The sequence below is a fragment of the Paenibacillus sp. UNC496MF genome, assembly GCF_900113915.1.
GTDB lineage: Bacteria > Bacillota > Bacilli > Paenibacillales > Paenibacillaceae > Paenibacillus_Z > Paenibacillus_Z artemisiicola.
The window spans coordinates 1-24,215 of the sequence record NZ_FORE01000027.1 but is presented as its reverse complement, the minus strand read 5'-3'; the positions used below and the strand labels follow the sequence as shown (position 1 = coordinate 24,215).

Here is a 24,215-nt window from a genome sequence, read left to right as displayed (position 1 = left end):
GACTTGCATGTATTAGGCACGCCGCCAGCGTTCGTCCTGAGCCAGGATCAAACTCTCCATAAAAGCGATCGGCCGAAACCGATCAGTTTCAGGATGGCTTGTTAGCTCATCGCTGACTTGCTTGTTCAAACCTTTTGACAGGTCGCTCATTGTTCAGTTTTCAAGGAACAAAGTTGTTACATCCATCGTCCGGCTCATGACCGGAATTAGAATATATCATATCTCGAAACCGTTTGGCAAGCCTTAATTTCGGGCTTGTTTCGTTTTCGATCACCGTGCCGTTTCTCGTTCGTCCCGGCCGGAATTAGAATATACCATACCGTCGAATCATGTTGCAAGTTGTAAAATTTTACAGATAAAATGACAAGATCTACTCCTGTGCCCACGGTACGACGAGCGTGACCACCGTTCCCCGGTTCGGCGCCGTATCCACGCGCAGCGTCCCTCCGACGGTTCTGGCCCGTTCGGCCATGCTGAACCTGCCGACGCCTTTGACGCTGGCGGTCGGATCGAAGCCGATCCCCCGATCCGAGATGCGCGCCACGATCTCCGTCCCGTTCGCGATCAAGGACACCTCGGCCTCCGCCGCGTCGGCGTATTTGGCGCTGTTGGTCAACGCCTCTTGAATAACGCGATAAATCACGGTTTCCGTCTGGATGCCGAGCCGTCGGTTCAAATTGCAGTCGAACGCCACTTGAATGCCGTAATGAGCGGTAAAGTGGTCGATATACGTCCGAATGGCAGGCACGATGCCTAAATCGTCGAGCACGGACGGCCGCAGCTCCCAGGCCAAGCCCCGAACCTCTTCGATGATGCCCGCCACCTGGCCGCGAATGAACCGAAGATCGTCCGTCTCCCGCCCCGGCGCCGATATGACGCGGTCCAACTGAATAAGCAGCGAAAACAAGCTTTGGCCGATACCGTCGTGGAGTTCGCGTGAAAATTTCCGCCGTTCGTCCTCTTGAATCGTCATCATCTTGGACAGCGTCTCCTGCAGCTCTTCCTCGACCCTCTTCAGCAGGGTCACCTCGTTGCGGATGGCCAAGTATTGATAGGGCATGCCGTCGTCGCCGAGAAACGGCACGATCGTCGTATTCACCCAATAAACGCTTCCGTCCTTGGCGCGGTTCTTGATCTCGCCCGCCCAGACCCTGCCCGACGCGATGGTCTTCCACAGTTGCGCCATGAACGCCTTGCCGTGATAACCGGAATTGATGATGCGATGATCTTGCCCCAGAAGCTCTTCGCGCTCGTACTTGGAAATTTCGCAGAATTTATCGTTCACGTACTGAATCTTTCCTCTGGCGTCGGTCATGGCGACGATCGACGATTCGTCCAGCGCGAACTTCACGTCCGCGAGCTGCTTCAACGACTGCTTCACGTCGTCGCGAAACCGTTCGTCGCCGATCCGCGCGTCCAATTGCTTCATCAGATGGCCGACATGCTCGGCGATCAGGCTCGTTCCCGGGGGATTCGGCTCGTTATTCAAATTGCAGCAGCCCCTTCTTCGCCGCGTATTTGATCAGCTCCGGACGGGATTTGAGCCCGAGCTTATCCATGACGTTGCTCTTGTGGGTCTCGACGGTCTTGACGCTGATGACCAGCCGCTCGGCGATTTCTTTGTTGGCGTACCCTTTGGCCGTCAGGACGAGCACTTCCTTCTCCCGTTCCGTCAGCGTACCGAACACATCCGCGCTTTCGCCGCGCTTCATCCGTTCCGCGTATTCGTGCATGAGCCGTTTCGTTGCCGTCGGATACAGGTAGGCGTCCCCCTTCGCGACCGTGCGGATGGCGGCGAGCAATTCCTCCTGCGGAGCGCTCTTCAGCACGTAACCGGCCGCTCCCGCATGGATCGCCCGAAACAAATACTCGTCGTCGTCATGCATCGTGAGGATCAAAATCGCCGCTTCCGGCCATGCGCGCTTCAGCTCCGCCGCCGCCGTAAGGCCGTCCTTGCCGTGCGGCATGCTGAGATCCATGAGCACGACGCCCGGCCGATGCTCGAGGGCGGACCTGATGCCCTCGTCGCCGTCGGCTGCCTCCGCGACGACCTCGATGCCTCCCTTGCTGCTCAGCAGCATCCGCAAGCCGGAACGAACCATGGCGTGATCGTCCACGATGACGATCGTAATCATCGGCCTAACCCCCGCTTCTGGTGAATTCCCTTTCATCATAACGCGCCGTCGCCGACCATTTCAATAAAACGGGGAATCAGCGGCGCGATCCACCCCGCGTCCGCTTCAGCGTAGGGAAGGCCGTGCCGCCTGCCGAAAAGCATAACGCCCGCCGGAGCGCCGCTTCCGTCGAATACCGGGAAGGCGACGCCCGAAAGCAGCTTCTCCGCCAGCATGACCGGACACGCGGCCAGCCATTCGGCGTTGTCGGCCGCGTTCGCCCGGCAGACCGCGCCATGCCGCAGCGCCATGCCGCCGAGGCCGACTCCGGGCATGATCCGCATCAGCTCGAGCCGGCTCCCCCTGCCGCCGGCGATAAGCGCCCATTTCATGCCGCGACGTCCCTCCTCCGGCAGTGCCAAGGCGGCAAAGTCGCTTCCGCTTCGGAAGCATAGCCAGGCGAGTTCCCGGGTAACGCGCGCATCCGTCGTCGAAAGCTTCAATGCGCCGCCTCCTCCCTTGTATAAATGGATGACCGGTGCCTTTCACCGGCCGAAAGATGCTCCTTGCTCCTGCCGCCCAAAGCTTCCGCGGCCGATTACATGCGGCATACCGCTTTCGGGCAGTTTTCGCAGTGGCAGACGGCCCGCAGGTAGGCCACGTCCTTAATGATAATGCAACCCTCCTGGGTATCGATGGCGCCCGCTTTCTTCAGATCGCCGAGCATCCGGTTCACGCTTTCGCGCGTCGCCCCGATCATATCCGCCATTTCGGCATGGCTGAGCTTGACGTCGAGGAACAACCCGCCCTTCTTGTCTACCCCGCAGGTATTGCCGAGCCGAATCAACAAGGAGCAAAGCGCGCCGGATTTCCCGAACATGATCAAATCGCGAAGCTTCGTCTGCGTGAGACGCTGCATCAAGCCCATCCAGCGCACGAGCTCGATCGCCAGATCGCCGTGCCGCCGCAGCCTCGCTTCGAGCTCCGCGCGCCGGATGACGCCGACCTTCGCGTCCTCGACGGCTTCCGCGGCGAAACCGTGAACCGTATCCGGGAACGGATCCAGCTGGCCGAGCAAATCGCCTTCCCGATGCAAATAAAGCGTCAGCGTCCGGCCGCTGTCGGACGACTTGACGGTTCGGATTTTCCCCCGCATGACGTAAAACAGTTCTTCCGCCCTGTCGCCTTCCCGAAATACACTGCCGCCTTTCCCGACATGCCTGACCTGCATCGCTCCCGCAAGAAGCGCCAAGCTCCCCTCCGACAACGCCGGAATCGCGTTCTCCCCGTATCCTGCCGCAGTCCCCGTCTCCATGATCCGTTCCCCTTCCGCTCGGCTGTTAGGTCTATCATAACCTGCCGCTCTGAAAGGCGACCATCGGGGGATGCCCCGATCTTTCGCGCGTCGAGTCCCTTACGAATGCAGGGAAAACTCGGTAACGACCCGAGGCTCGAGGTCCAGGGCGAGGGAGGCAATCAACGGGATTCCGGCGAACCAGCGGAGACGCTCATCGCGCGCGATCCGGTTCCATTCCGAGGCGCGTCGCGCCCCGTTACTCTCCGTGACCGCCGACGTCCGCGGAATCGCCGGGCTCCCGTTCCCGGGCCTGTTCCTTCGCATCGACTCTGCAGTCCTCGCAGATCCAGCTCGTTCCGGCTTCTCCGCTGCCGTCCGGATTCGTTTTGCTGCATTCCTTGCACGTAATCACGCCGCTTCGCCTCCTTCCGACGCTTCTGCCTCCGAAACGCGCTTCACTCTTCCGTCGACGCCCCCGAGGCTAAGAAAACAAATAATCCATCTCCGTCAAAATCGCGTCGATCGGCGGAAAAAGCAGCTCCTTCTCCATGTGAAGCAGCTCCTTCAAAATGTAGCAGCCTTGCGTCAGCTGATCCGCCGCGAACTTAAGCGTCTCCTCCGGCTTGCCGCCTCGTTCAACGGACAGCCGAAGCACGGGTTCGAGCAGGACTCCGCTATGCTCCATGAAGGCGGTCACATCGTGCAAACCGAGTTCCCGTTCCGCTCCGGTCTCCATCCGGGCACCGGCGGATTGCCGGGTGCCCGCTTGTAATACCGGGCAAGCGCCGGCGGAAGCTCGTTTTCCGCCCGGCGGACGTGCGCCGCCAGAACGCGGGTGAATCCGGTCGACTCTTCCCGCAAGCGCGGCAATAGCGCGAGCGCCTCGTCCGGATCCGCTTCCGAAGCCGCCCGGATGCCGAGCGCGCATAGCGCTTCGATCTGCCGGCTCAAGTGCTCGTGCCCGGCCGTCAAACGAAGCGCAAGCGCCGCGTACGCGCTGTGCCGCGCCGAATCGAACGGTTCGAGCATCGCCGCCGTCCCGTATTTTTCCGGTCATGGTTTCACCTCCGTCGCTGCCGGCCGGCCGATCGGCGTCCCGATCGGCCGGTTCTTCCTGTCCTTCGTTATTTGACGATCAATACGGGCACGGAGGTGTGGCAGACGACATGATGACTGACGCTGCCGAACATCATTTCCCGGATCTTGCCGAGTCCCCGGCTCCCCATGACGATCAGATCGACGCGATACTCGCGGGCGTACGCCGCGATCTCATGCGCCGGATCCCCGTGCAGCACGACGGCTTCCCCGAACGGCAGCGCGCCTGCCGCCTCGTTCATGCGGCGCTCGATCGCCGCGTTCTGTTCATCCAGCCACTTGAAGTAAGCGTCCGGCGGCGCAACCGCCACGCCTCCGACCTGACGCGGCGCGGCCGAGACCGCGTGCACGACGCTCAGCTTCGTTCCCGCTCCTTCCCCGATCAGGCCGATCGCCTGCCGCAGCGCGCGTTCCGACGGTTCGGATCCGTCGTACGCGGCCAGAATATGCCGATACAGCATGGTCATCCCTCCTTGCGAATGAAGCGCCGCCTCAGTGAGGCAGCACGTGTCCGTTGACGCCGTTTTTCTCCCCGCGATGTTTCAGCCGTCTTGCTGTCCGCCAGCCTTTGCCGATCAGCGGCAGCAGATAACGATCAAGGCCGAACCGTCCGGCGTTCGTCCCCGCCGTGAAGACGACGAACCCCAGCAGCAGCATCCACGGATTCGTGCTTACCGTGCCGGCGAAGAGGAACATGAAGTTCAGCATCAGGCCAAAGAACGCGGCCGCCAGCGTGAGTCCCCCCAGCATGAGCCCGATTCCGATCAGCGTCTCCCCGAGCGGAATCAGGACGTTAATGAGCTTCACGTTCGGCAGGGCGACATGCGCGATGAAGTCGGTATACGTCGGATACACGGCCGCGTTCGTCGCGTGATCGGCGACCGGGTTCTCGGCCGCGCCTTTCAAGAAACCCGCCGCGTCGAAGCCGCCCGTCAGTTTATGCCAGCCGGCATCGAACCACTGCCACCCGACATAGAGCCGGACCAGCGTCGCCAATGCCGCCGCCCACGCGTTGTTCTTCCACCATTTCATGACCATGACCGGTCATCTCCTTTCGGTGCTCCGGTTATTCGGAACACCTTTAGTATGCTTGATTTCGCGTACCGCCGATGTGAGTTTTCTCACAGTTTGGAGCCTATTTCCGCTTGCTCGTCCGTTCGCGTCCCCGCTAGGCGTACCACGACTCCAGGTCCGCGGCCAGCCGCTCGGCGGACGGCAAGAACAGCCGGCGCTCCGCCTCCAGGTATTCGCCCGCCAGGAGCAGCCCTTCCCGCAGCGACCCGGCCATCGTCCGCGCGCATCGTGCCGAAACGGGGATCCGAGCGGCATCAACCTGACGAAGGAATGCGAGCACATGCGCCTTGGCCGCCAGGTACAGCTCGTTCAAAACCAAGGATGCGAAATGAACGGACGGCGCCGTTTCTTCCGGCCCCAGGTATGCCTCGAGCTCCGGTACGAATCGGATCTCCAAGCCGATATGCGTCTCCGCCAGCTGCAAAAAATCCGCGGCCTGCCGCTGCAGCTCCCGCAGCTGTCCGCTTTCGTCCTCCCGGCCCCCGTCCAGGAAATCTCGAGATAGCCGCATCAATTCGCTCCGCCTCGCGGCCAGCTCCCGGTAGCCGCGCTCCCAATCGTCAAATGCTTGCGGCAATTCCTCCGCCTTCCCCATCGAAAGCATGCGTCCCGTCTGTACGACATCGGCATCGATCATCGTTGTTTCGCTCCTCTCCGGATCCCATGTTTTCATTCTAGACGAGCAACGCGACATTGTATGTGAAATAAATCACATTTTTTCTGAAAAAATACCCCTTCCAAACTTGCGGCCAACGGAACGTCATAAGTCTCGAGCCAAAGGGGATCCTACATGAACGCGGCGGCAGCGCTCTGCCGCTTATTTACGATGCGAACAAGCGAATGGGGCGGCACGAACTGAACCTCCCGGCCATCGCCGGCCGGAGACGGGCACGGCGCCCTCACTTGTCCTAGAGCTGCTCCTCCGCGTATTCGATAAACGTTCCCGATGCGTTGGCTGAGGTATTTGTCCGAACGGTAGAGGATGCCCGTTCCCCGCACGGGCGGATAATGGCGAATCGGCAGAACGCGCAGGTCCAGGCTCCGTGCTGCAGCCGCGGTAGCCGGGCATACCCGCAAAAGAGACATGTCCGGATGGACATGTCTGTTTTTGTTATACCGGGGAATTCGCCGGCTAAATATGGTACTCGATGTACGCTTCGCTGCTGTATTTCTCTCTGGCGTTTCGGCGGATGAGCCAAATCGCCAGCGTAACCGCGCTTAATAGCCCGATCAATCCGTACGACGCTTGGAACGCATAGAAGTTGACCGGCTCCTGGCTCGCCGGCAGGATACGGAGCGCCGACTGGTACAGCATGCCGCTCAGCGTAATGCCCATCCCCATGCCCATCGTGCGGCTCATGTTGAGCGTCGCGCCGGCGACCCCGAGACGATCGGCCGGCACGTTGCCCATGACCTGGCTGTTGTTCGGCGGCGTAAACATGCCCATGCCGCAGCCCGTCAACCACAAGCCGAGCAGCAATAACGCGGTTTCGCCGCCGCCGTGAATGACCGCGAGCAGCCCGCTTCCGAGCAGCAGCAGCGCCGTTCCGCCGATCGCGGGAACCCGGACGCCGAACCGGTCGGCCAGGTACCCGGAAATCGGCGTGCAGATCGTCATGCCGATCGGAACCAGCGACAAGTACAAGCCCGCGGTAACCGCGTCCAGCCGGAACCCCGTTTCCATCAGGAACGGACTGAGCAGCAGCACTCCGTACATGACCGTGAACGACAGAAAGCTCGTCAGATTGCCGTAGCGGAATATCTTGTCTCGAAACAACGACAAATCCATTAACGGCGCGTACGACCGCTGCTCTTCGCGAACGAAGGACGCCAGCGCGAGCATCGCCGTGAAGACGCAAAGCAGAATGAACGGGGATGTCCAGCCCTGCGCCAAGCCGCTGTTCAGCACGTACACCATCATGATGAGCGCCGGCAGCAGAAAGACGAGTCCCCAGTAATCGAAGCTTTCCTTCCGCCTGCCCGTATCCCGCGGAAGCAGCAGCACGGCCAAAATCGTGCCCGCGATGCCGATCGGCACGTTCACGTAGAAGAGCCAGCGCCAATCGCCCAGCGACAGCAGCGCGCCGCCGATCACCGGCCCAAGGCTGAGCCCGATTCCCTGCGCGCTCGCCTGAATCCCGATCGCCTTGCCCCGGTGCGCCGCGGGCGTCGCCGCCGTGATGATCGAGACGCTGTTAGCTTGAAGCATCGCCGCCCCGATCGCTTGGAAGATCCGCGCGACCAACAATCCGGCGAAGCCCGGAGCCACGCCGCAGGCGACGGAGCTGACGAGAAACACGAAAAATCCCGTGGCGTACATCCAGCGGCGGCCGAACATGTCGGCCAATCTGCCGAACGGAATGACGAGGGACGATAAGGTTAGCAAGTAGACCAGGCTGATCCATTCCGCCTTCGCCATGCCGATGCCGAATTGGCGCATCAGCGACGGCAGCGCCAAGTTGATGATGCTGGCGTCGAGCGCCGCCATGAAGGCCCCGATGCACACCGTCGACACGACCAGCCAATGATACCCGCTCCGGCTCGTGATCCGCTCGGGGGGCGAGTAGTCCCACAGATGCGAGAGCTGCGACATCCTTTCAACCTCCTTGTCGGCAATCCTGTTTTCCAATGAACGTAAGCGCGTTCCGCGTCGGCTGCCGATCGTCCTCATGACAATAAGCCGCGGTCGGCCCCCGTGAATCTTAAGGACGGACGAAGCGGCTCCTCCGGAGGACGAGCGACTGATGATTCCAGTATACCAGAGAATGGCGGACCGATGGACAGGACAGGCCATGTAATCATTGACACTTTCGCAACGATTCGCTCGCCGTGACGCGATGGCGACCCGGCGCGGCGATCCAAAGCCGCTTCCGCGAACCGGCAGCAGCCCTGCGTCCAAACGGACCGCATCAAAAAAAAACGGACCGGGGAGCCGTCTCCCCGATCCGTCATTTATCCGGCTTTCCATCAGCCGGCGTTCTTAACGTTCTTTCTTTCCTGACGATGGTTTGTTCGTAGCGCACGATTTTATCGTCGAGGCGAAGCAGCGTGCCCGTCATGTCTTCGATTTTGGCCGCAAGCCGGTCGCGCTGCTCCATAAGCAGCTCTTTCCGTGTCTCGAGCGTGTCGTCGCCTTGTTGAAACAGCGTCACGTACTCGGTGAGCGCCTCGACCGGAAGTCCCGCGCTTTGGCGCATGCATTTGATAAAATCGACCCACTTTACGTCTTCCTCCGTATACGCGCGGATACCGCTTTTGTTCCGGTTCACGGGAGGCATCAGCCCGATGCGCTCATAATAACGCAGCGTATCCTGCGACAGGCCGAACCGCTCGCTTACTTCCGCAATGCTCATCGCCATATGGGGGCACCTCTTTTCTATTTCCAGTTGCCACGATCCGCCTGTCCTTACAGCGCGCCTACCACGGCATGGGGCACATACGGCTCCTCCAGCGACGCGACCTCGTCCGGCGCGAGCTTGACCTCCAGCGCGGAGACCGCGACTTCGAGCTGGGCTTCTTTCGTGGCGCCGATGATCGGCGCGGCGACCGGCTGCTTTTGCAGCAGCCAGGCAAGCGCGACCTGCGCGCGGGAGACGCCGCGCTGCTCCGCGATCGCCGCGACCCGTTCCACGATCGCGCGATCCGCTTCGGCGAACGCGTCGTATTTCGACTTCTGCACCTGGTCGGTTTCGGAACGGTGCGTCGTGTCCGACCGATCGCGCGTCAACCGGCCGGAAGCGAGCGGACTGTACGGAATGACGCCGATCTTCTCCGCCTTGCACAGCGGCAGCATTTCCCGTTCTTCTTCGCGGTAAATCAGATTCAGATGGTTTTGCATCGAGACGAATCGGGTCCAGCCGTGCGTCTCCGCCACGTGCAGCGCCTTTAGAAACTGCCACGCGTACATGGCGGAAGCGCCGATGTAACGAACTTTGCCGGCTTTCACCACGTCATGCAGCGCCTCCATCGTTTCTTCGATCGGCGTGTGGTAATCCCAGCGGTGAATCTGGTACAAATCCACGTAATCGGTACCCAAACGCTTCAGACTCTTGTCGATTTCGCTCAGAATCGCCTTGCGGGAAAGCCCGGCTCCGTTCGGACCTTCATGCATCCGGAAGTGCACCTTGGTCGCGATGACCACTTCGTCCCGATTCGCGTAATCCTTCAGCGCGCGACCGAGATATTCCTCGCTTGTCCCCGCCGAGTACACGTTGGCGGTATCGAAGAAATTGATGCCGAGCTCCAGCGCCTTCTTGATCACCAGCCGGCTCTGCTCCTCGTCCCGCACCCACGGATGCGTCCATCGCGACGAATCGCCGAAGCCCATGCACCCCAAACAAATCCGCGATACGTCCAGACCGGTATGACCCAATTTCACATATCTCATCGAACGATCCACTCCTTTGCGCTGTTAGCCGCTTTCCATCAAAGAGTGTACCTCTTGGAGCTAACTCCAAGTCAACAACCGGCAAAAAGAAAAAGCCGGGGCACAAAAAGACAAAAAACAAACCGTCCTCATCAATAGGACGGCCCTTTCAAGTTTCTATATGCGATGCTATGTGATGCTGCGCTTTATAAGCTAACGGGCATATTCCTTCATGCCGCGAATCATTAACCTACTCCACCGTTACGCTTTTCGCCAAATTCCGCGGTTTATCCACGTCGTTGCCGCGCGCGAGCGAAGCATAGTACGCGATCAGCTGCAGCGGCACGACGGACAGCGCCGGCGCCAGAATCGGCAGCGTCTTCGGGATGGAGAAGAGCTCGTCGACGGATTTGCCGACCTCTTCTTCATGCCCGGCGTTCACGAGCGCGAGCACGTGCGCGCCGCGGGCTTTCACTTCCTTGATGTTGCTCAGCGTCTTCTCGTACAGGTCTTCCTGCGTGATGACCGCGATGACCGGAATGTCTTCTTCGATCAGCGCCAGCGTGCCGTGCTTCAGCTCCCCGGCCGGGTATGCTTCGGAGTGGATGTACGAGATCTCCTTCAGCTTCAGCGAGCCTTCTTGCGCCACCGCGAAGTCGACGCCGCGTCCGATGAAGAACAGGTTGTTATGCTTCGCGACGGATTCCGCGATTTGCTTCAGCACGTCCGCGCTGTCCAGGATGCGCTCCACCTGCTCCGGCAGTTCGTTCATCGCCGTCAGCACATCGGTCACGTAAGCCTCGTCGCGCGTTCCGACGTTCTGCGCCAGGTACAGACCCAGCAGATAGAACGCGATCAGCTGGGAGGTGTACGCCTTGGTCGAAGCGACGGCGATCTCCGGGCCCGCCTGCGTAATGATGACGTCGTCCGCTTCGCGGGCGACCGAGCTGCCGACCACGTTGGTGATCGCCAGGACGCGCGCGCCGTGGCGCTTCGCTTCGCGCAATGCAGCGAGCGTATCCGCCGTCTCGCCGGATTGGCTGACGACGATCACGAGCGTAGCCGGCGTGATGATCGGCGAACGGTACCGGTACTCGGACGCCACGTCCGTCTCGACCGGGATGCGGGCGAGGTCCTCGATGACCGTTTTGCCGACGAGCCCGGCATGGAACGCCGTGCCGCAAGCGACGATGTGCACCTTGCGGATACCGCGGATTTGTTCGGCCGTCAGGCCGATCTCCTTCAACTCGACGGAACGTCCGTCATCGGAGATGCGTCCCATCATCGTGTTGCGGTAGGCTTTCGGCTGTTCGAAAATTTCCTTCAGCATGAAATGATCGAATCCCGCTTTTTCCGCCGTTTCCAAGTCCCAGTCGACATGGAATATTTCCTTGGAAATAAATTCGCCGTCAATCGTCATCAATTCGACGCCGTTTTGCGTCAAAATCGCCATCTCGCCGTCGTTCAGGATATACACGTCGCGCGTGTGCTCCAGAATGGCCGGGATGTCGGAACCGATGAAGTTTTCGCCCTTCCCGACGCCGATGACGAGCGGGCTCGCAAACCGTACAGCGACGAGACGGTCCGGTTCGAACTCCGTCAGAACGCCCAGCGCGAACGCGCCGCGCATCCGTTTCACCGCGCGCTGCACGGCTTTCACGATGTCGCCGTCGTATTCGTCCGCCACCAGGTGAGAAATGACTTCCGTGTCCGTCTCCGATACGAACTTGCAGCCTTTGGCGATTAGTTCTTCCTTCAAGTCGAGGTAGTTCTCGATAATGCCGTTATGCACGACGGAAAACTTATGCGAGTTGTCGGTATGCGGATGGGAGTTCACGTCCGAGGGCTTGCCGTGCGTCGCCCAGCGCGTATGCCCGATGCCGACCGAGCCCGCGAGCGGCTGCCCGCCCAGCTTTTCCTCCAGGTTCGCCAGACGGCCGATCGACTTGCGCACTTCCAGGCCGTTCTTCGTGAAGACGGCGATGCCCGCGGAGTCATAGCCGCGATACTCCAGCTTCTTCAAGCCCTCGATCAAAATATCCTGCGAATCCCGTTTTCCGATGTATCCTACGATTCCACACATATGAATAGACCTCCGTTATCGATAGTTCCCGCTCGAACGGATGCCTTTGAATACCTGTCAAAGCATGGCGGCGCAAAGCCGCCCTATTCGCCGGCATCGTCCCCGCAAAGATATTTTGACAATAAGAAATTAAACGCAGACCGCTTGCGAAAAAACCACGGCTGCGGGTCGAGATACGATCGGTTTCCGCCTTCGGGAGAATCACCGTCGGTCGCATCGACATTTCCGATAAATGCACAGCAGAAAACAAACAGCGCTGCGGGCTGTCGTCCTTTCCTGCCGACTTGCTGCACATGTACGTTCGCGCACAGACGGCCTCCGTTGCCGTTGTCGCTTCAATACCTTCGCTTAGAGCATCCTGCCGATCTTTTGTCAGTCCGGTCACCCCGACTATTTGAGAATCGGCTTACGGTCGAATGCGATACCGGGAGGTCCCCGCCGAACATTCCGAACACCTCCACCTCGTCAGCTTGCCGCTCCTTCGGCCGATGCTTGATCCGCGCGGTCCCTTCCGTAAGGACCCGCGCAGCAGCCGTACTACGCGCGCAAGCTCTGGCGCTTAATTTCCGATAACCTCGATCCTCGCTTTCCTGCTGGAATGTCACTACTTACTATATGCATTTTGCGGTAAAGGTGCAACCCAATCTTTGGGTAAACGTTTACAAAACGCGGCGCCGCGCGGCATGGGAATGATTGCAACCGTCCCGTCGCTACCAAAAAAGCAACCCCGGGTGCGGCGTTCGCACCTCTAGGATTGCCCCATCGGCAGGCCGGTTATACCGCGCCCAATTCCTTGCGAACCGTGTCCACGATACGCGCGACGTACGCTTCGACCTGCTCCTTCTCCGGCCCTTCGGCCATGACGCGGATCAGCGACTCCGTACCGGACGGACGCACCAGCACGCGGCCGTTGTCGCCCAGCTCCGTTTCCACCTCGGCAATGGCCGCGGCAATGCCCGGATTGCTCTTATAGGCGGTTTTGTCCGCGACGCGCACGTTGACCAGCACCTGTGGGAATTTGCGCATCAGCGTCTTCAGCTCGCCCAGCTTTTTGCCGGCGGCCACGAGCGTATCGGTTAGCTGCAGCGCCGTCAGGATGCCGTCGCCCGTCGTGTTGTAATCGAGGAAAATGACATGCCCCGACTGTTCGCCGCCCAGGTTATAGCCGCCGCGCCGCATTTCCTCCATGACGTAACGGTCCCCGACCGCCGTCTGCGCCGTGTTCAGACCAAGCTTTTTCGCCGCCTTGAAGAAGCCGATGTTGCTCATGACCGTCGTCACGACCGTGTCGTGCTTCAGCTTGCCGGCCCGCTTCATGGCCTCGCCGCAGATGCACAGGATAAAGTCGCCGTCGACCTCGTCGCCGTTCTCGTCGATCGCGATCAGCCGGTCCGCGTCGCCGTCGAAGGACAGGCCGAGATCCGCCCCGTGCTTTAGCACCTCTTCGCGCAGATGTTCCGGGTGTGTCGAGCCGACGCCGTCGTTGATGTTCAAGCCGTTCGGCTCCGCGCCGACCGTGATGACCTCGGCGCCGAGCTCGCGGAAGACCGTCGGCGCGATGCTGTGCGCCGAACCGTTCGCGCAGTCGAGCACGATCTTGAGGCCGGCGAACGAATGCGTCACCGTCGTCTTCAAGAAATCCATGAACACCCGCTTCGCCGTCTCGTCGACCGTCACCGTTCCGATGTCGCCGCCTTCCGGCCGCGGCAGTTCGTCCGTTTCCGCGTCCATCAAGCGCTCGATTTCGTTCTCCGTCTCGTCCGACAGCTTGAAGCCGTCGCCGCCGAAGAATTTAATGCCGTTGTCTTCGACCGGATTATGCGATGCCGAGATCATGACGCCCGCATCGGCTCCCAGGACGCGCGTCAAATACGCCACCGCCGGCGTCGACACGACGCCGAGGCGCACGACGCTCGCGCCGATGGAGAGCAGCCCCGCGATCAGCGACGCCTCCAGCATCGGGCCCGAAATCCGCGTATCGAGGCCGATGACGACCTTCGGCTTTTCGGCCTGGCCGGCCAATACATAACCGCCGCAACGGCCGATTTTATAAGCAAGCTCCGGGGTCAACTCCCGGTTGGCGACACCGCGGACTCCGTCAGTTCCAAAATATTTTCCCATGTGTATAAGTTCCCCTTTTGCTTATGGATTTCCGTTTGCCGGTTTCTCGTCCGGCGTTACCTCTTGCGCCGCGTTCCCCGTACCGTCGCCGGCGTTGCTATCGGGCGGCGGCGTATCGGCCGGCGCGTCCTTCCCCGTATCGTTCGCGCCGCCGGACGCGGCGTTTCCCGGGCCAGCGGACGGATCCGCGTTCGCCTCCGTGCCCGTATCGGTCGCGGGCTGCCCGGAGGCCGGCGTGCTGCCGTCCGTTTGCGCGCCGCCCGGCGGCGCAACCGTGCCGTCCGTGATCGTCACGGTGACGCTAAGCGGCGCTCCGGCCTGACCGATAAATCGCGGCACGTGCATATCCAGCGGCACGACGTGGCTGCCCGGTCCGAGTCCGCTCAAATCCGCGACCAACTGCACATCCTTTGCGCCTACCTGTGCCAGCATATTCGGAGCGCCCGCAATCGTTGCATCGACGCTCTCGGTCTCCGGCAGCGTCACCTTGGCCTTCAGCCCGTCCGACAACCCGATAATGGTGACCGGCAGCTTCGGGATCAGCTTGGTTTGCGCGGTCACGATCGTATACTCGAACGTCACCTTCGCCGGATCGACGCTCGCGACGTCTTTGCCCGGTTTGACGTCGAGCTCCATCGTACCCGATTGTTTCAATTGCGACAAGTCGATCGTCAGGGCATCGTAGAACTCGTACTTGTCAATGACATCCTGCGGTCCGTAGATCGTGACGGCATCGACGCTCTGCTTGAACGTCGACATCGCGAGCCCTTCCGGCAGATTTCCCGTGAAGTTCACCTGCAACGGCAGCTTCTTGAACGGTTTCGTGATCGGAATTTCCACCTCGACGACGCTCGGATTCATGACCGCGTCCGGCAGCTCGTTGCCGTCCTTGTCGAGCGCGACAAGCTTCATCTTCTTGTCGTTGACCGTCTCTTCCTCGCCGTCGACGGACACCGTCCCTCCGACGAACGCCACCTCGTCCATCTCGTCGGCCGGCAGCGTCACGTGCACGCGACCGTTCGGCTTCACGAGCGGCGTGCCGATCTTGTAGCCCTTACCGGGCGTGCCTTCGGCATTGATCTGTACTTCGAACTCCTTCGTCAGCAGCCGTTCCAGCACGACGGTGACGCTGCTCGGCTGCGCGTCGATCAGTTCGAGCCCGCGGGGCAAATGAACCTTGACCGGCAGCACCATGCGGCCTTCGGTGGCTTGACTTAAATCGACCGTCACCTCGTAGTCGCTGTTATGCGACGCGAGCAGCAGATCGGAACGCGAGCCGCGGACCGTCAAATGCACGCCTTCGGGATCCAGCAGCCGCAGCGCGTAATTTTTGTCGTCCATGCCGACGGGTTTGATCTGCACGCCGTCGATGTCGCGCGTCTCCGTCAGCGTCGCGACGGTATTCGGCGTTTTCTCGGAATCGAAATGAACGACCGCCCACATCAGGATGCCGATCACGAGCGAGATGATTTTGAGCGCCGTCGGGTGGTTGAGCCATTTATCCATGCGGATCGCCTCCTTTCCGTTTCCAGAAAGGGATCTTCATGCCTTGGCGCTCGCGCATCTTCGGCTTCGGATTCAACTCCTCGTACAGCTTCGAGATGAGCGATTCTTCTTTTATGTCGCGAACGATCATGCCGCCGACCGCCAGCGAGATCTGGCCTGTTTCCTCCGACACGATGACCGAGACCGCATCGGACACTTCGGTGATGCCGATCGCCGCCCGGTGGCGCGTGCCCAGCTCCTTGCTGATGAACGGGTTTTCGGAGAGCGGCAAATAACAGCCCGCCGCCTTGATGTGGCTGCCCCCGATAATGACCGCGCCGTCGTGCAGCGGCGTGTTCGGGATGAAAATATTGATGAGCAGCTCGGAGCTCACGTGCGATTCCATTCGAATCCCCGACTCCGTGTAATCCTGCAGGCCCGTCGTCCGCTCGAACACGATCAGCGCGCCGATCTTCCGTTTGGCCATATAATTCAGCGCCTTGATGATCGCGTTGATCCGATCCCCGATGTCGGGATCCATAACGTTCGTACGGCTGAACAGTTTGCCCCGCCCCAGCTGTTCGAGCGCGCGGCGCAGCTCCGGCTGGAAGATGACGAGCACCGCGAACACCCCGAGCGTAAACATTTGGTTCATCAGCCATTTCAGCGTATACAAGTCGAACCACGTACTGAGCGCCCACGTGACCACGAGCACGATGATGCCTTTGAACAGCTGCACGGCCTTCGTACCGCGTACCAGCAGGATCAGTTTATAAATGATATAACTCACGATGGACACATCGATGATGTCCTTGATCGCGGTCGTCCATGTCATGTCGGCAAAGTAATTCATCCGTCAACCCCCAAAGACCACATGTGCGGACACATTCATCCTGAATTCGGAATGATAACCTTATTATTTTCTAGAAACGGGGTTGCAAATCCTCTAACGTTCACAAAAAAACCTCCCGTGTCCGGGAGGCAGAACGTCAATAGGCCAAACTGCTGATGGAGGTCGTCACTTTGTACCAAAACCAGTCCAGCGCCTGGTCAATCTGTTTCACTTCTCCGGAAATATGCGCGGTCGAGGCCTCGTACAGCGAACCCGAGATCACCGTAACGTCCCCGTCTACCTCGCCGAGCACGTTTGCTTTCCCGTTTTCGACCGTCAGATCCCCGTTGACATGCGCCCCTGCGGGCACGGTGACGGTATCGCCATTAATGACGACTTCCGCCAAATCGGGGCCGCGCACGGCCAGTTGGCTATCCTGCTGCCACATCGCCAAGAAGCTGGAGAACATCACGAGCACGAACACGGCGGCCACCGAAACGGCGGGATGGTTCCGGACCCAGCGGGTAAACCCCGAAGCGGGTCTCCGGCGTTTCGCCGGCAACGCGTCCATGATGCGCTGCGTCAACTGTGAGGATTGCTCGGCTGAAATGACGAAATGCGTGTCCATCATCCTGTGCGCGAGCGCTTCCGTTCGTTCCAACTGTTCCATACGGGCGCGGCAAGACGGGCAGGAATCCAGATGAGCTTTGAGCCCTGCGAGATCGTCATGGGGCAGCTCGTCGTCCAAATAATCATGCATCAGCATGACGGCGACGTTGCAATTCATAGCAGCCAGTCCTTTCTTCGTTGTAATTTCACAGTAGTACTCGATACGTATAATTCAGGCGAATGTTTCACTTTTTTGCGAAATCCGCGCGTGCCCAAATCTTGGAGGCGCCCAAGCGGGCCGCCGCCTACAGCTTATGCTCCAGTTTCTTTCGGAGGAACTCCCGTCCGCGGTGCACCCGGGTTTTCACGGTCGTGACGGGCATCTCCAGCACGTCTCCGATTTCTTGCAGCGACATGTCCTCGAGGTAGCGAAGCACCATGACCGACTTGTATTTCGCCGGCAAAGTCGCGATCGCCTGGTGAATGATGCGCTGCGTGTCCGATAGCAGCAGCTCCGTCTCCGGCGTCCGATCGTCGCTCGGTATCATCGCATAGCCGTCCAGCCCTTCGTGCTCGCTCGATTCCGCGTCCAGCGAGTACACTGGTTTGCGCTTGCGCAGCCGATCGATGCACAGATTGGTCGCGATCCGGTAAATCCACGTGGAAAATTTCATCGACGCGTCGTAGCGTTCCAAATTTTTATATACGCGCAGAAACACGTCCTGCACGACATCCTCCGCTTCTTGGCGGTTATATAGCATACGGTAAGCCATATGGTAAAGCTTGTCCTGGTACAGCTCCACGATTTCGGCAAAAGCCCGCTGATCGCCCTGAAGAGCCAACCTTGCTAATCTTGCCTCGACTGATATCAACGCTACTCCTCCAAACCCGCCGGTATGTAATTACGCGACTTCATGATTATACCGTTAATAAGGGCGCGTAGGCAATGAATGCCGGTTGAATTGGGAATGAAAAGAAATCATTCCGATCGTTCGATTCGCTTAATTAACCATTCATGCGGCTGCGGATTGACGGCCTAACCTGTACACGATGTTAACCTTTATTCACAGCGCGTATAAAATGCCTAGCAGACTAAAGTTATTCAAACGCGCAAATTATCCACAGTGATATCCACATTTCCCCCACAGATTGTTGAACGATTGTGGATACATATCTCGCACGCATGGGTAACAAGCCAACCTTTACTCGTTCCTGATCTCTGAAGGCCTTGTCATTGCTGAATGTTCACAGCTTGCTTCGAAATTGTCTCGCTTGATCCAACCTTGTCCACTTGTGGATAAATGAAAAAACGGGTGCCCTTAGCGGACACCCATCCATTCGTCAATTATACGATTAGCTGCGAAAGTCGCCGCGAACGTTGATCAAGCATTCGCTCACTGGACCCCTTTGCCGTCTCGGCTCCCTTGCTGAATGCTGAGCAACCCTGACGGGCGCTCAAACCAATCAGCCCTTTTTGCTGAATGCTGAGCGCCCTGACGGGCGCTCAAACCAATCAGCTTATCAACCCGTGTTTCTCAGCCCCGCCGCGATGCCGTTGATCGTGAGCAGCACTTCGCGGAGCAGCTCGCGGTCGTCTTCTTCGCCCTTGGCGCGGCTTTCGCGAAGCTCCTTCAGCAGCTGTACCTGCATGTAGCTCAGCGGATCCACGTACGGATTGCGTAAGCGGATGGACTCCTGGATGACCGGTACGTTATCCAAGATTTCCTCTTGCCCCGTGATTTGCAAGATGCACGCGGACGTTCGTGCATACTCTTCCGTAATTTGCGTGAAGATGCGGTCGCGAATCGTCTTGTCCGCGATCATGCCCGCGTATTCCTTCGCGATCTGCAGGTCCGCTTTGGCAAGCGCCATTTGCAGGTTGTCGATCAGCGACGTGAAGAACGGGAACCTCTCGTACATGGTACGGAGCGTCTCCAACCGCTTCGCGTCGTCCCTCACATAGTCCTGCAGCGCCGTACCCGCGGCGTACCAAGCCGGCAGCAGGTAACGGCTTTGCGTCCATGCGAACACCCACGGAATCGCGCGAAGGTCTTCGAAACGGTCGCTGCCCTTGCGCTTCGACGGACGCGAACCGATATTCAGCTCGCCGACTTCCGGTAGCGGCGTCGATTCTTTGAAGAACGTCATGAAGTCCGGATCGCGGAAAATCAGATCCTGGTACTTCGTCAGCGCCGTCTCGGAAATGCCGCGCGCAATTTCTTCCCACTCTGCCGTAGCCGTTTCTTCCTGCTCGGGGTATTTCGCCAGTCGAGATGCGGTCACAAGCGCCCATGTCGCCTGCTCCAGGCTGCGGTAGGCAATCCCTTTCAACGAGTAACGGGAAGACAGCACTTCGCCCTGCTCGGTGATTTTGATGCCGCCGCCCACCGTGTGCGGCGGTTGGGCCAAGATGCTGCGGTTGAGCGGCATGCCGCCCCGTCCGAGCGCGCCTCCGCGGCCATGAAAGAATTTCAGCTTCACGCCGTATTTCTTCGCCGAGCTCGTGATCGCGTTCAACGCGACGCGAAGCTCCCAGTTCGCCGTGACAACGCCGCCGTCTTTATTGGAATCGGAGTAGCCGAGCATGATTTCGTGCTGGTTGCCGCGAGCTTCGACGGCTTGACGATACACCGGCAGCGCGAACAAGCGCTCCATGATGCCCGGCGCCGCGTGCAAGTCATCGATCGTTTCGAACAGCGGCACCGCTTGCAGCGTACACGTCACGTTGCCGTTCGCTTCTTTGCGGAACAAGCCGACTTCTTTGGCGAACACCATGACTTCCAACATATCACTTGCGCCCTGCGTCATGCTGATCAGGTAGCTGGAGATGCAGTTTTCGCCGAATTCGGCCTGCGCACGGTAAATCGTATGGTAGACGTCCAGACATTCGCGCGTGCCTTCGGAGTAGGCGAAGTGCGGCGACGTCAGCGGACGCGGATCGTTAAGCAGCGTATGCAGCAATTCGATTTTCTCGTCTTCGGAGAGCGAAGCATAGTCCGAAACGATGTTCATATTGGCCAGCACTTCGCTCATGGCATTCTCATGTTCTTTGCTGTGCTGCCGGACGTCCAATGTCGCAAGATGGAAGCCAAACAGCTCGACTTGGCGAATCAGCTTGCGAATATGCGTATCGGCGACATAATCGGCAAAGTGGTGACGCAGGCTACGGTCAATGACCAGCAGATCCTGCTTCAATTCTTCGGCGCTGTTGTAGCGCTTCGTCGAACCTTTCAACGAATCGTTCAGTGCGTTGGCCAGCTTCTCGAGCATGTAGCCGAGTTTGATGCGGTAAGGCTCTTTCTCGTTGCGCCAAATTTCGATGCACCGCAGCTCGCCGACTTGCTCGCGATCCTTACGGATCGATTCGGTCAGCTCGTCCGAAATCTCGACGATGTTGGTGCTGAAGCTCAGCTGTCCCATGACGTCCTTGAGCAGCTCCTCGTATTTCTTCAGTGCGAGGCCGCGCTGCAGCTTCAACGTTTCCCACGTAATCTTGGCTTTAACGGACGGGTTGCCGTCGCGGTCGCCGCCGATCCAGGAGCCGAAACGGAGGTAGGTCGGAACATGCCAGCTTTCGCCCGACGGATAATACTTGTCCAAACAGCGCTCGAGCTCTTCATATACGTTCGGAAGCACCTCGAACAGCGTTTCGTCGAAGTAATACATGCCGTTGCGCACTTCGTCGATAACCGTAGGCTTGCGGTCGCGGAGCTCATCGGTCTGCCACAAGGTCAGCACTTCGTTCAGCAGCTTCTCGCGCAGCTTCTCGCGTTCGCGGAACGTCAGCGTTGGGTCGTCGAGCTCCATCATTTCCGCGGCGATGCGTTGATGAATGTCCAACACGTCGCGTCGCGTCGCTTCCGTCGGATGCGCGGTCATGACCAGCTCCAAAGAAATATCCGAGATGATTTCTTTCACGCTGTCGATCGACAAGTCCCGGTCCTTCAGCACTTGAATGGCGCTCTCGATGGAACCCGGTTGGACCTTCTCGCCGGACGACCGCTCGTAATCGCGCTTGCGGCGAATTCGATGGTTCTGTTCGGCAATGTTCACGAGTTGGAAATAGATCGCAAACGCGCGAATGACTTGATGGCGGGTAGCAGGAGTAAGCGCATCGATGACCTGCTTGAATGCCTCGTCCAGCTCCGGCAAGAATTCCGCGCGCAGCGTTTTGCTCATCTCGCGGATTTTCTCGACCGTCTCCAGCAGTTCATGGCCCCCTTGGTGGACCAGCACGTCTCCGAGAATGTTGCCCAGGAAACGCACGTCGCGGCGAAGCAAATTGTTTGCTTGCGGTCGGTTTGTAGTCATTGTTGTACCAGCCTGTTCCGACATTCGAAATCCTCCTTAAGGTTTGCAGTGCGAAACCACATCTTAAGCTTCGTCGTTGGTCAGCAGAGCAAAACCCTTCCTAAAGCATAATTTTCGGTTTTTGATGCAAAACGGCGCTTAACATGCATATTTTAACGGCATATAATCAGGGTTTACCTGCAGCAATCCTCATCATAAGCCAAATTAACCAGCTACAACGGTTTTTAACTCTAATCATCATACTACAAATCAAGAAACGGTTGAAGCTTTTTCACCGGTGGAAAGGAATGGCTCCGCGGATATAACAAAAAGCCTTGGAATCCAAGGCTTTAATGGTTTTTTTATGGAGCGGGTGATGGGAATCGAACCCACGCTATTAGCTTGGAAGGCTAAAGTTCTACCATTGAACTACACCCGCGATTGAATGGTCGGGACGACACGATTCGAACATGCGACCCCCTGGTCCCAAACCAGGTGCTCTACCAAGCTGAGCTACGTCCCGTTATGTATCGCATAAATGAAGAAATGGCGTGCCCTGAGAGATTCGAACTCCCGACCTTTTGATTCGTAGTCAAATGCTCTATCCAGCTGAGCTAAGGGCACGTATGGAGCGGAAGACGGGAATCGAACCCGCGACCCTCGCCTTGGCAAGGCGATGCTCTACCGCTGAGCCACTTCCGCAATTCTTATGTCACTCGCCATATCTCAAGCGCGACATTTAATAATATATCATGGGCATAAGCAGAATGCAACCCCCAACAAAGAAAAAGAAAAACTTTTTTTTCGTGAAGTGCTCTGCTTACGTCCCTGTGGGATAGGCGTTTTTACGACTTCGCGTTTAGCTGACCTTTACCGGCTCCAGGACGGGCTTTTCGTAAGCTTGCGGGTTGCCGTCCGCCAAAGCAAACGGGAAGCAGAGCGGTACGCCCGTGCGCGGATCCGGGATGATATCGGTCTCGATGCCGAATACTTCGCGAAGCACATCCTTTTTCATGACGGTTTGAGGCGATCCCACGCTAACGACTTGCCCATTCTTAATGGCAACCATATGCTGCGCGTAGCGGGAAGCATGGTTTAAATCGTGAACGACCATTACGATCGTTCGGCCTGCGGTTGCGTTGAGCTCTTGAAGCAGTTCAAGAACCTCAAGCTGATGCGCCATATCCAAATAAGTCGTCGGCTCGTCGAGAAACAGCAAGTCGGTTTGCTGCGCAAGCGCCATCGCGATCCAAGCGCGCTGCCTCTGGCCACCGGAGAGACGATCGATCGGCCGGTCCTTAAATTCCACCAAGCCGGTGCTCTCGACCGCCCAGTGGATAACGGAACGGTCTTCTTTCGTCAAAGAGCCGAAACCGCGCTGATATGGGAAACGTCCGTAAGAAACCAGCTCCGAAACCGTCAATCCGTCCGGAGCGGTCGGGGTCTGCGGAAGAATCGCCAGCTGCTTCGCGACCTCTTTCGTCGATTGTTTATGAATCGATTTCCCGTCCAGCATGACCGAGCCCGCCGAAGGGGTCATAAGCCTCGCCAGCGTTTTCAAAATCGTGGATTTACCGGAGCCATTACCTCCGACGAGCGCCGTGATTTTCCCCTTCGGGATCGTTATGTTCAAGTCTTCGACGATCAATCGTTCTTCGTAACCGATATTCAGGCTCTTCGTATGCATGGCGTTCATGCGTATCCACCCCTTGCCGCTTTATCCACCAAATTGATAACCGTTCTCAGAAATACTTCAAGTTTAATGATAACCATTCTCAGTGGGCGCGTCAAGCATTTCCCCCGCTTATGCACAGAAATATAGTTATGAAACGTAAATCCATCAACAGTGTGAATAATCAGCCTTGATCTCAATCCGAATATACCCGTAGAATTGCCACGAACAGTTGCATTTCTATATAAGTAACACATCGTCCTGTGGGTAATTCCATTCAGTCAGCACAAGGCTTTCGGGCTTTTTAAAACGTTTATCCACAAAGTTATGCACAAAAAAACCCTTTAGATAAAGGGTCCTTAATTTCATGTAATATCGATTCCTTGAATCCGTGCGGTTATCAATATATATGTAAGTTCCATTTTCGAATCAAGAAAATGGTGAGCCATGTAGGACTCGAACCTACGACACCCTGATTAAAAGTCAGGTGCTCTACCAACTGAGCTAATGGCTCATGCAATGGCTGGGGATCTAGGATTCGAACCTAGGCATGACGGAGTCAAAGTCCGTTGCCTTACCGCTTGGCTAATCCCCAATCTTGAAGATGGTGGAGGCTGAGGGGATCGAACCCCCGACCCTCTGCTTGTAAGGCAGATGCTCTCCCAGCTGAGCTAAGCCTCCAAGTTGAGAGAGATGGTGACCCGTAGGGGATTCGAACCCCTGTTACCTCCGTGAAAGGGAGGTGTCTTAACCCCTTGACCAACGGGCCTTATGAAAATGGAGCTCTCAACCGGGATCGAACCGGTGACCTCATCCTTACCATGGATGCACTCTACCTACTGAGCTATGAGAGCATGAATGGCTCCCCGAACAGGACTCGAACCTGTGACAACTCGATTAACAGTCGAGTGCTCTACCAACTGAGCTATCAGGGAACGATATGTAAAGGTGAACTTGCCACCCTGAAAACTGGATACGAACCTTTGCGAAGGTCTTGCTTAGCTGAAGCGATGTACCTTGGATAAGCCCTCGACCGATTAGTATTCGTCAGCTCCACGCATTGCTGCGCTTCCACCTCGAACCTATCTACCTCGTCGTCTTCAAGGGGTCTTACTAAATTGGGAAATCTCATCTTGAGGGGGGCTTCACGCTTAGATGCTTTCAGCGCTTATCCCGT

At 58.2% G+C, this 24,215-nt stretch carries 21 protein-coding genes, 10 tRNA genes and 2 rRNA genes; all 33 read right to left on the bottom strand.

Annotated features, from left to right (window positions below):
* Positions 1-63, bottom strand: a 16S ribosomal RNA gene (locus tag BMZ79_RS33165); the annotation flags it as partial.
* Positions 64-370: 307 nt separating this feature from the next.
* A complete protein-coding gene (locus BMZ79_RS33160) occupies positions 371-1,489 on the bottom strand; it encodes a PAS domain-containing sensor histidine kinase (protein ID WP_371263839.1) in 1,119 nt (372 codons plus the stop codon).
* Positions 1,482-2,135: a response regulator gene (locus BMZ79_RS33155; protein ID WP_090649464.1), complete on the bottom strand. Its 654-nt coding sequence runs from the start codon at positions 2,133-2,135 to the stop codon at positions 1,482-1,484. The genes BMZ79_RS33160 and BMZ79_RS33155 overlap by 8 nt, the downstream gene beginning before the upstream one ends.
* 35 nt (positions 2,136-2,170) lie before the next feature.
* A complete protein-coding gene (locus tag BMZ79_RS33150) occupies positions 2,171-2,506 on the bottom strand; it encodes a hypothetical protein (protein WP_256253314.1) in 336 nt (111 codons plus the stop codon).
* 206 nt (positions 2,507-2,712) lie between these two features.
* Entirely contained in the window at positions 2,713-3,429 is a 717-nt protein-coding gene (locus tag BMZ79_RS33145; RefSeq protein WP_256253313.1) for a Crp/Fnr family transcriptional regulator, read from the bottom strand.
* Between the two features lie 238 nt (positions 3,430-3,667).
* Positions 3,668-3,823: a hypothetical protein gene (locus BMZ79_RS34625; protein WP_177222472.1), complete on the bottom strand. Its 156-nt coding sequence runs from the start codon at positions 3,821-3,823 to the stop codon at positions 3,668-3,670.
* 69 nt (positions 3,824-3,892) lie between these two features.
* A complete protein-coding gene (locus BMZ79_RS33140) occupies positions 3,893-4,096 on the bottom strand; it encodes a hypothetical protein (protein WP_143089199.1) in 204 nt (67 codons plus the stop codon).
* 8 nt (positions 4,097-4,104) lie between these two features.
* Positions 4,105-4,440 (bottom strand): hypothetical protein, encoded by a 336-nt coding sequence (locus BMZ79_RS33135; RefSeq protein WP_090649456.1) that lies wholly within the window; start codon positions 4,438-4,440, stop codon positions 4,105-4,107.
* A gap of 95 nt (positions 4,441-4,535) precedes the next feature.
* Positions 4,536-4,967, bottom strand: a complete 432-nt coding sequence (locus BMZ79_RS33130) for a universal stress protein (RefSeq protein WP_177222471.1) — start codon at positions 4,965-4,967, stop codon at positions 4,536-4,538.
* A gap of 31 nt (positions 4,968-4,998) precedes the next feature.
* Positions 4,999-5,544: a TQO small subunit DoxD gene (locus BMZ79_RS33125; protein WP_090649450.1), complete on the bottom strand. Its 546-nt coding sequence runs from the start codon at positions 5,542-5,544 to the stop codon at positions 4,999-5,001.
* 130 nt (positions 5,545-5,674) lie between these two features.
* Entirely contained in the window at positions 5,675-6,217 is a 543-nt protein-coding gene (locus BMZ79_RS33120; RefSeq protein ID WP_090649447.1) for a hypothetical protein, read from the bottom strand.
* 495 nt (positions 6,218-6,712) lie between these two features.
* Complete coding sequence (locus BMZ79_RS33115; RefSeq protein ID WP_177222470.1) at positions 6,713-8,173, bottom strand: DHA2 family efflux MFS transporter permease subunit; 1,461 nt, start codon at positions 8,171-8,173, stop codon at positions 6,713-6,715.
* Positions 8,174-8,528: 355 nt separating this feature from the next.
* Entirely contained in the window at positions 8,529-8,933 is a 405-nt protein-coding gene (locus BMZ79_RS33110) for a MerR family transcriptional regulator (protein WP_090649467.1), read from the bottom strand.
* Positions 8,934-8,986: 53 nt separating this feature from the next.
* The gene (locus BMZ79_RS33105; protein WP_090649441.1) at positions 8,987-9,967 is read right to left on the bottom strand and encodes an aldo/keto reductase; all 981 of its coding nucleotides are present in this window, start codon (positions 9,965-9,967) and stop codon (positions 8,987-8,989) included.
* Positions 9,968-10,196: 229 nt separating this feature from the next.
* The gene (gene glmS, locus BMZ79_RS33100; RefSeq protein ID WP_090649438.1) at positions 10,197-12,029 is read right to left on the bottom strand and encodes a glutamine--fructose-6-phosphate transaminase (isomerizing); all 1,833 of its coding nucleotides are present in this window, start codon (positions 12,027-12,029) and stop codon (positions 10,197-10,199) included.
* Between the two features lie 774 nt (positions 12,030-12,803).
* Positions 12,804-14,150 (bottom strand): phosphoglucosamine mutase, encoded by a 1,347-nt coding sequence (gene glmM, locus BMZ79_RS33095; RefSeq protein WP_090649435.1) that lies wholly within the window; start codon positions 14,148-14,150, stop codon positions 12,804-12,806.
* 21 nt (positions 14,151-14,171) lie between these two features.
* Positions 14,172-15,656 (bottom strand): CdaR family protein, encoded by a 1,485-nt coding sequence (locus BMZ79_RS33090; RefSeq protein ID WP_090649432.1) that lies wholly within the window; start codon positions 15,654-15,656, stop codon positions 14,172-14,174.
* Positions 15,649-16,488, bottom strand: a complete 840-nt coding sequence (gene cdaA / locus BMZ79_RS33085; RefSeq protein WP_090649429.1) for a diadenylate cyclase CdaA — start codon at positions 16,486-16,488, stop codon at positions 15,649-15,651. Before cdaA ends, BMZ79_RS33090 begins: the two co-directional genes overlap by 8 nt.
* A gap of 136 nt (positions 16,489-16,624) precedes the next feature.
* The gene (locus BMZ79_RS33080) at positions 16,625-17,254 is read right to left on the bottom strand and encodes a zf-HC2 domain-containing protein (protein WP_090649426.1); all 630 of its coding nucleotides are present in this window, start codon (positions 17,252-17,254) and stop codon (positions 16,625-16,627) included.
* Between the two features lie 127 nt (positions 17,255-17,381).
* A complete protein-coding gene (gene sigW / locus BMZ79_RS33075; protein WP_090649423.1) occupies positions 17,382-17,948 on the bottom strand; it encodes an RNA polymerase sigma factor SigW in 567 nt (188 codons plus the stop codon).
* Positions 17,949-18,597: 649 nt separating this feature from the next.
* On the bottom strand, positions 18,598-21,387 hold the full coding sequence (gene ppc / locus BMZ79_RS33070; protein WP_371263838.1) for a phosphoenolpyruvate carboxylase: 2,790 nt from the start codon (positions 21,385-21,387) through the stop codon (positions 18,598-18,600).
* A 344-nt stretch (positions 21,388-21,731) separates the two neighbouring features.
* Positions 21,732-21,805, bottom strand: a tRNA-Gly gene (locus BMZ79_RS33065).
* A gap of 7 nt (positions 21,806-21,812) precedes the next feature.
* Positions 21,813-21,889: transfer RNA gene (locus tag BMZ79_RS33060), tRNA-Pro, on the bottom strand.
* Positions 21,890-21,913: 24 nt separating this feature from the next.
* Positions 21,914-21,990: transfer RNA gene (locus tag BMZ79_RS33055), tRNA-Arg, on the bottom strand.
* 3 nt (positions 21,991-21,993) lie between these two features.
* A tRNA-Gly gene (locus tag BMZ79_RS33050) sits at positions 21,994-22,068 on the bottom strand.
* A 157-nt stretch (positions 22,069-22,225) separates the two neighbouring features.
* Positions 22,226-23,062: an ABC transporter ATP-binding protein gene (locus BMZ79_RS33045; protein ID WP_090649417.1), complete on the bottom strand. Its 837-nt coding sequence runs from the start codon at positions 23,060-23,062 to the stop codon at positions 22,226-22,228.
* A gap of 414 nt (positions 23,063-23,476) precedes the next feature.
* Positions 23,477-23,552 (bottom strand) — tRNA-Lys (locus BMZ79_RS33040).
* Positions 23,553-23,558: 6 nt separating this feature from the next.
* Positions 23,559-23,633: transfer RNA gene (locus BMZ79_RS33035), tRNA-Gln, on the bottom strand.
* 10 nt (positions 23,634-23,643) lie between these two features.
* Positions 23,644-23,719 (bottom strand) — tRNA-Val (locus BMZ79_RS33030).
* Positions 23,720-23,732: 13 nt separating this feature from the next.
* Positions 23,733-23,807 (bottom strand) — tRNA-Glu (locus BMZ79_RS33025).
* A gap of 9 nt (positions 23,808-23,816) precedes the next feature.
* Positions 23,817-23,892, bottom strand: a tRNA-Thr gene (locus BMZ79_RS33020).
* A 5-nt stretch (positions 23,893-23,897) separates the two neighbouring features.
* A tRNA-Asn gene (locus BMZ79_RS33015) sits at positions 23,898-23,973 on the bottom strand.
* Positions 23,974-24,055: 82 nt separating this feature from the next.
* Positions 24,056-24,215 (bottom strand): 23S ribosomal RNA (locus tag BMZ79_RS33010); the annotation flags it as partial.

Bases quoted from the DNA above. Each gene is read 5' to 3' on its own strand.
- glmM (WP_090649435.1), bottom strand. From the start codon at position 14,150: ATGGGAAAATATTTTGGAACTGACGGAGTCCGCGGTGTCGCCAACCGG.
- BMZ79_RS33115 (WP_177222470.1), bottom strand. From the start codon at position 8,173: ATGTCGCAGCTCTCGCATCTGTGGGACTACTCGCCCCCCGAGCGGATC.
- BMZ79_RS33090 (WP_090649432.1), bottom strand. From the start codon at position 15,656: ATGGATAAATGGCTCAACCACCCGACGGCGCTCAAAATCATCTCGCTC.
- BMZ79_RS33155 (WP_090649464.1), bottom strand. From the start codon at position 2,135: ATGATTACGATCGTCATCGTGGACGATCACGCCATGGTTCGTTCCGGC.
- cdaA (WP_090649429.1), bottom strand. From the start codon at position 16,488: ATGAATTACTTTGCCGACATGACATGGACGACCGCGATCAAGGACATC.
- BMZ79_RS33110 (WP_090649467.1), bottom strand. From the start codon at position 8,933: ATGAGCATTGCGGAAGTAAGCGAGCGGTTCGGCCTGTCGCAGGATACG.
- BMZ79_RS33125 (WP_090649450.1), bottom strand. From the start codon at position 5,544: ATGGTCATGAAATGGTGGAAGAACAACGCGTGGGCGGCGGCATTGGCG.
- BMZ79_RS33120 (WP_090649447.1), bottom strand. From the start codon at position 6,217: ATGATCGATGCCGATGTCGTACAGACGGGACGCATGCTTTCGATGGGG.
- BMZ79_RS33135 (WP_090649456.1), bottom strand. From the start codon at position 4,440: ATGCTCGAACCGTTCGATTCGGCGCGGCACAGCGCGTACGCGGCGCTT.
- BMZ79_RS33105 (WP_090649441.1), bottom strand. From the start codon at position 9,967: ATGAGATATGTGAAATTGGGTCATACCGGTCTGGACGTATCGCGGATT.
- BMZ79_RS33045 (WP_090649417.1), bottom strand. From the start codon at position 23,062: ATGAACGCCATGCATACGAAGAGCCTGAATATCGGTTACGAAGAACGA.
- BMZ79_RS33140 (WP_143089199.1), bottom strand. From the start codon at position 4,096: ATGGAGCATAGCGGAGTCCTGCTCGAACCCGTGCTTCGGCTGTCCGTT.
- BMZ79_RS33145 (WP_256253313.1), bottom strand. From the start codon at position 3,429: ATGGAGACGGGGACTGCGGCAGGATACGGGGAGAACGCGATTCCGGCG.
- ppc (WP_371263838.1), bottom strand. From the start codon at position 21,387: ATGACTACAAACCGACCGCAAGCAAACAATTTGCTTCGCCGCGACGTG.
- glmS (WP_090649438.1), bottom strand. From the start codon at position 12,029: ATGTGTGGAATCGTAGGATACATCGGAAAACGGGATTCGCAGGATATT.
- BMZ79_RS33080 (WP_090649426.1), bottom strand. From the start codon at position 17,254: ATGAATTGCAACGTCGCCGTCATGCTGATGCATGATTATTTGGACGAC.
- BMZ79_RS33150 (WP_256253314.1), bottom strand. From the start codon at position 2,506: ATGAAATGGGCGCTTATCGCCGGCGGCAGGGGGAGCCGGCTCGAGCTG.
- BMZ79_RS33130 (WP_177222471.1), bottom strand. From the start codon at position 4,967: ATGCTGTATCGGCATATTCTGGCCGCGTACGACGGATCCGAACCGTCG.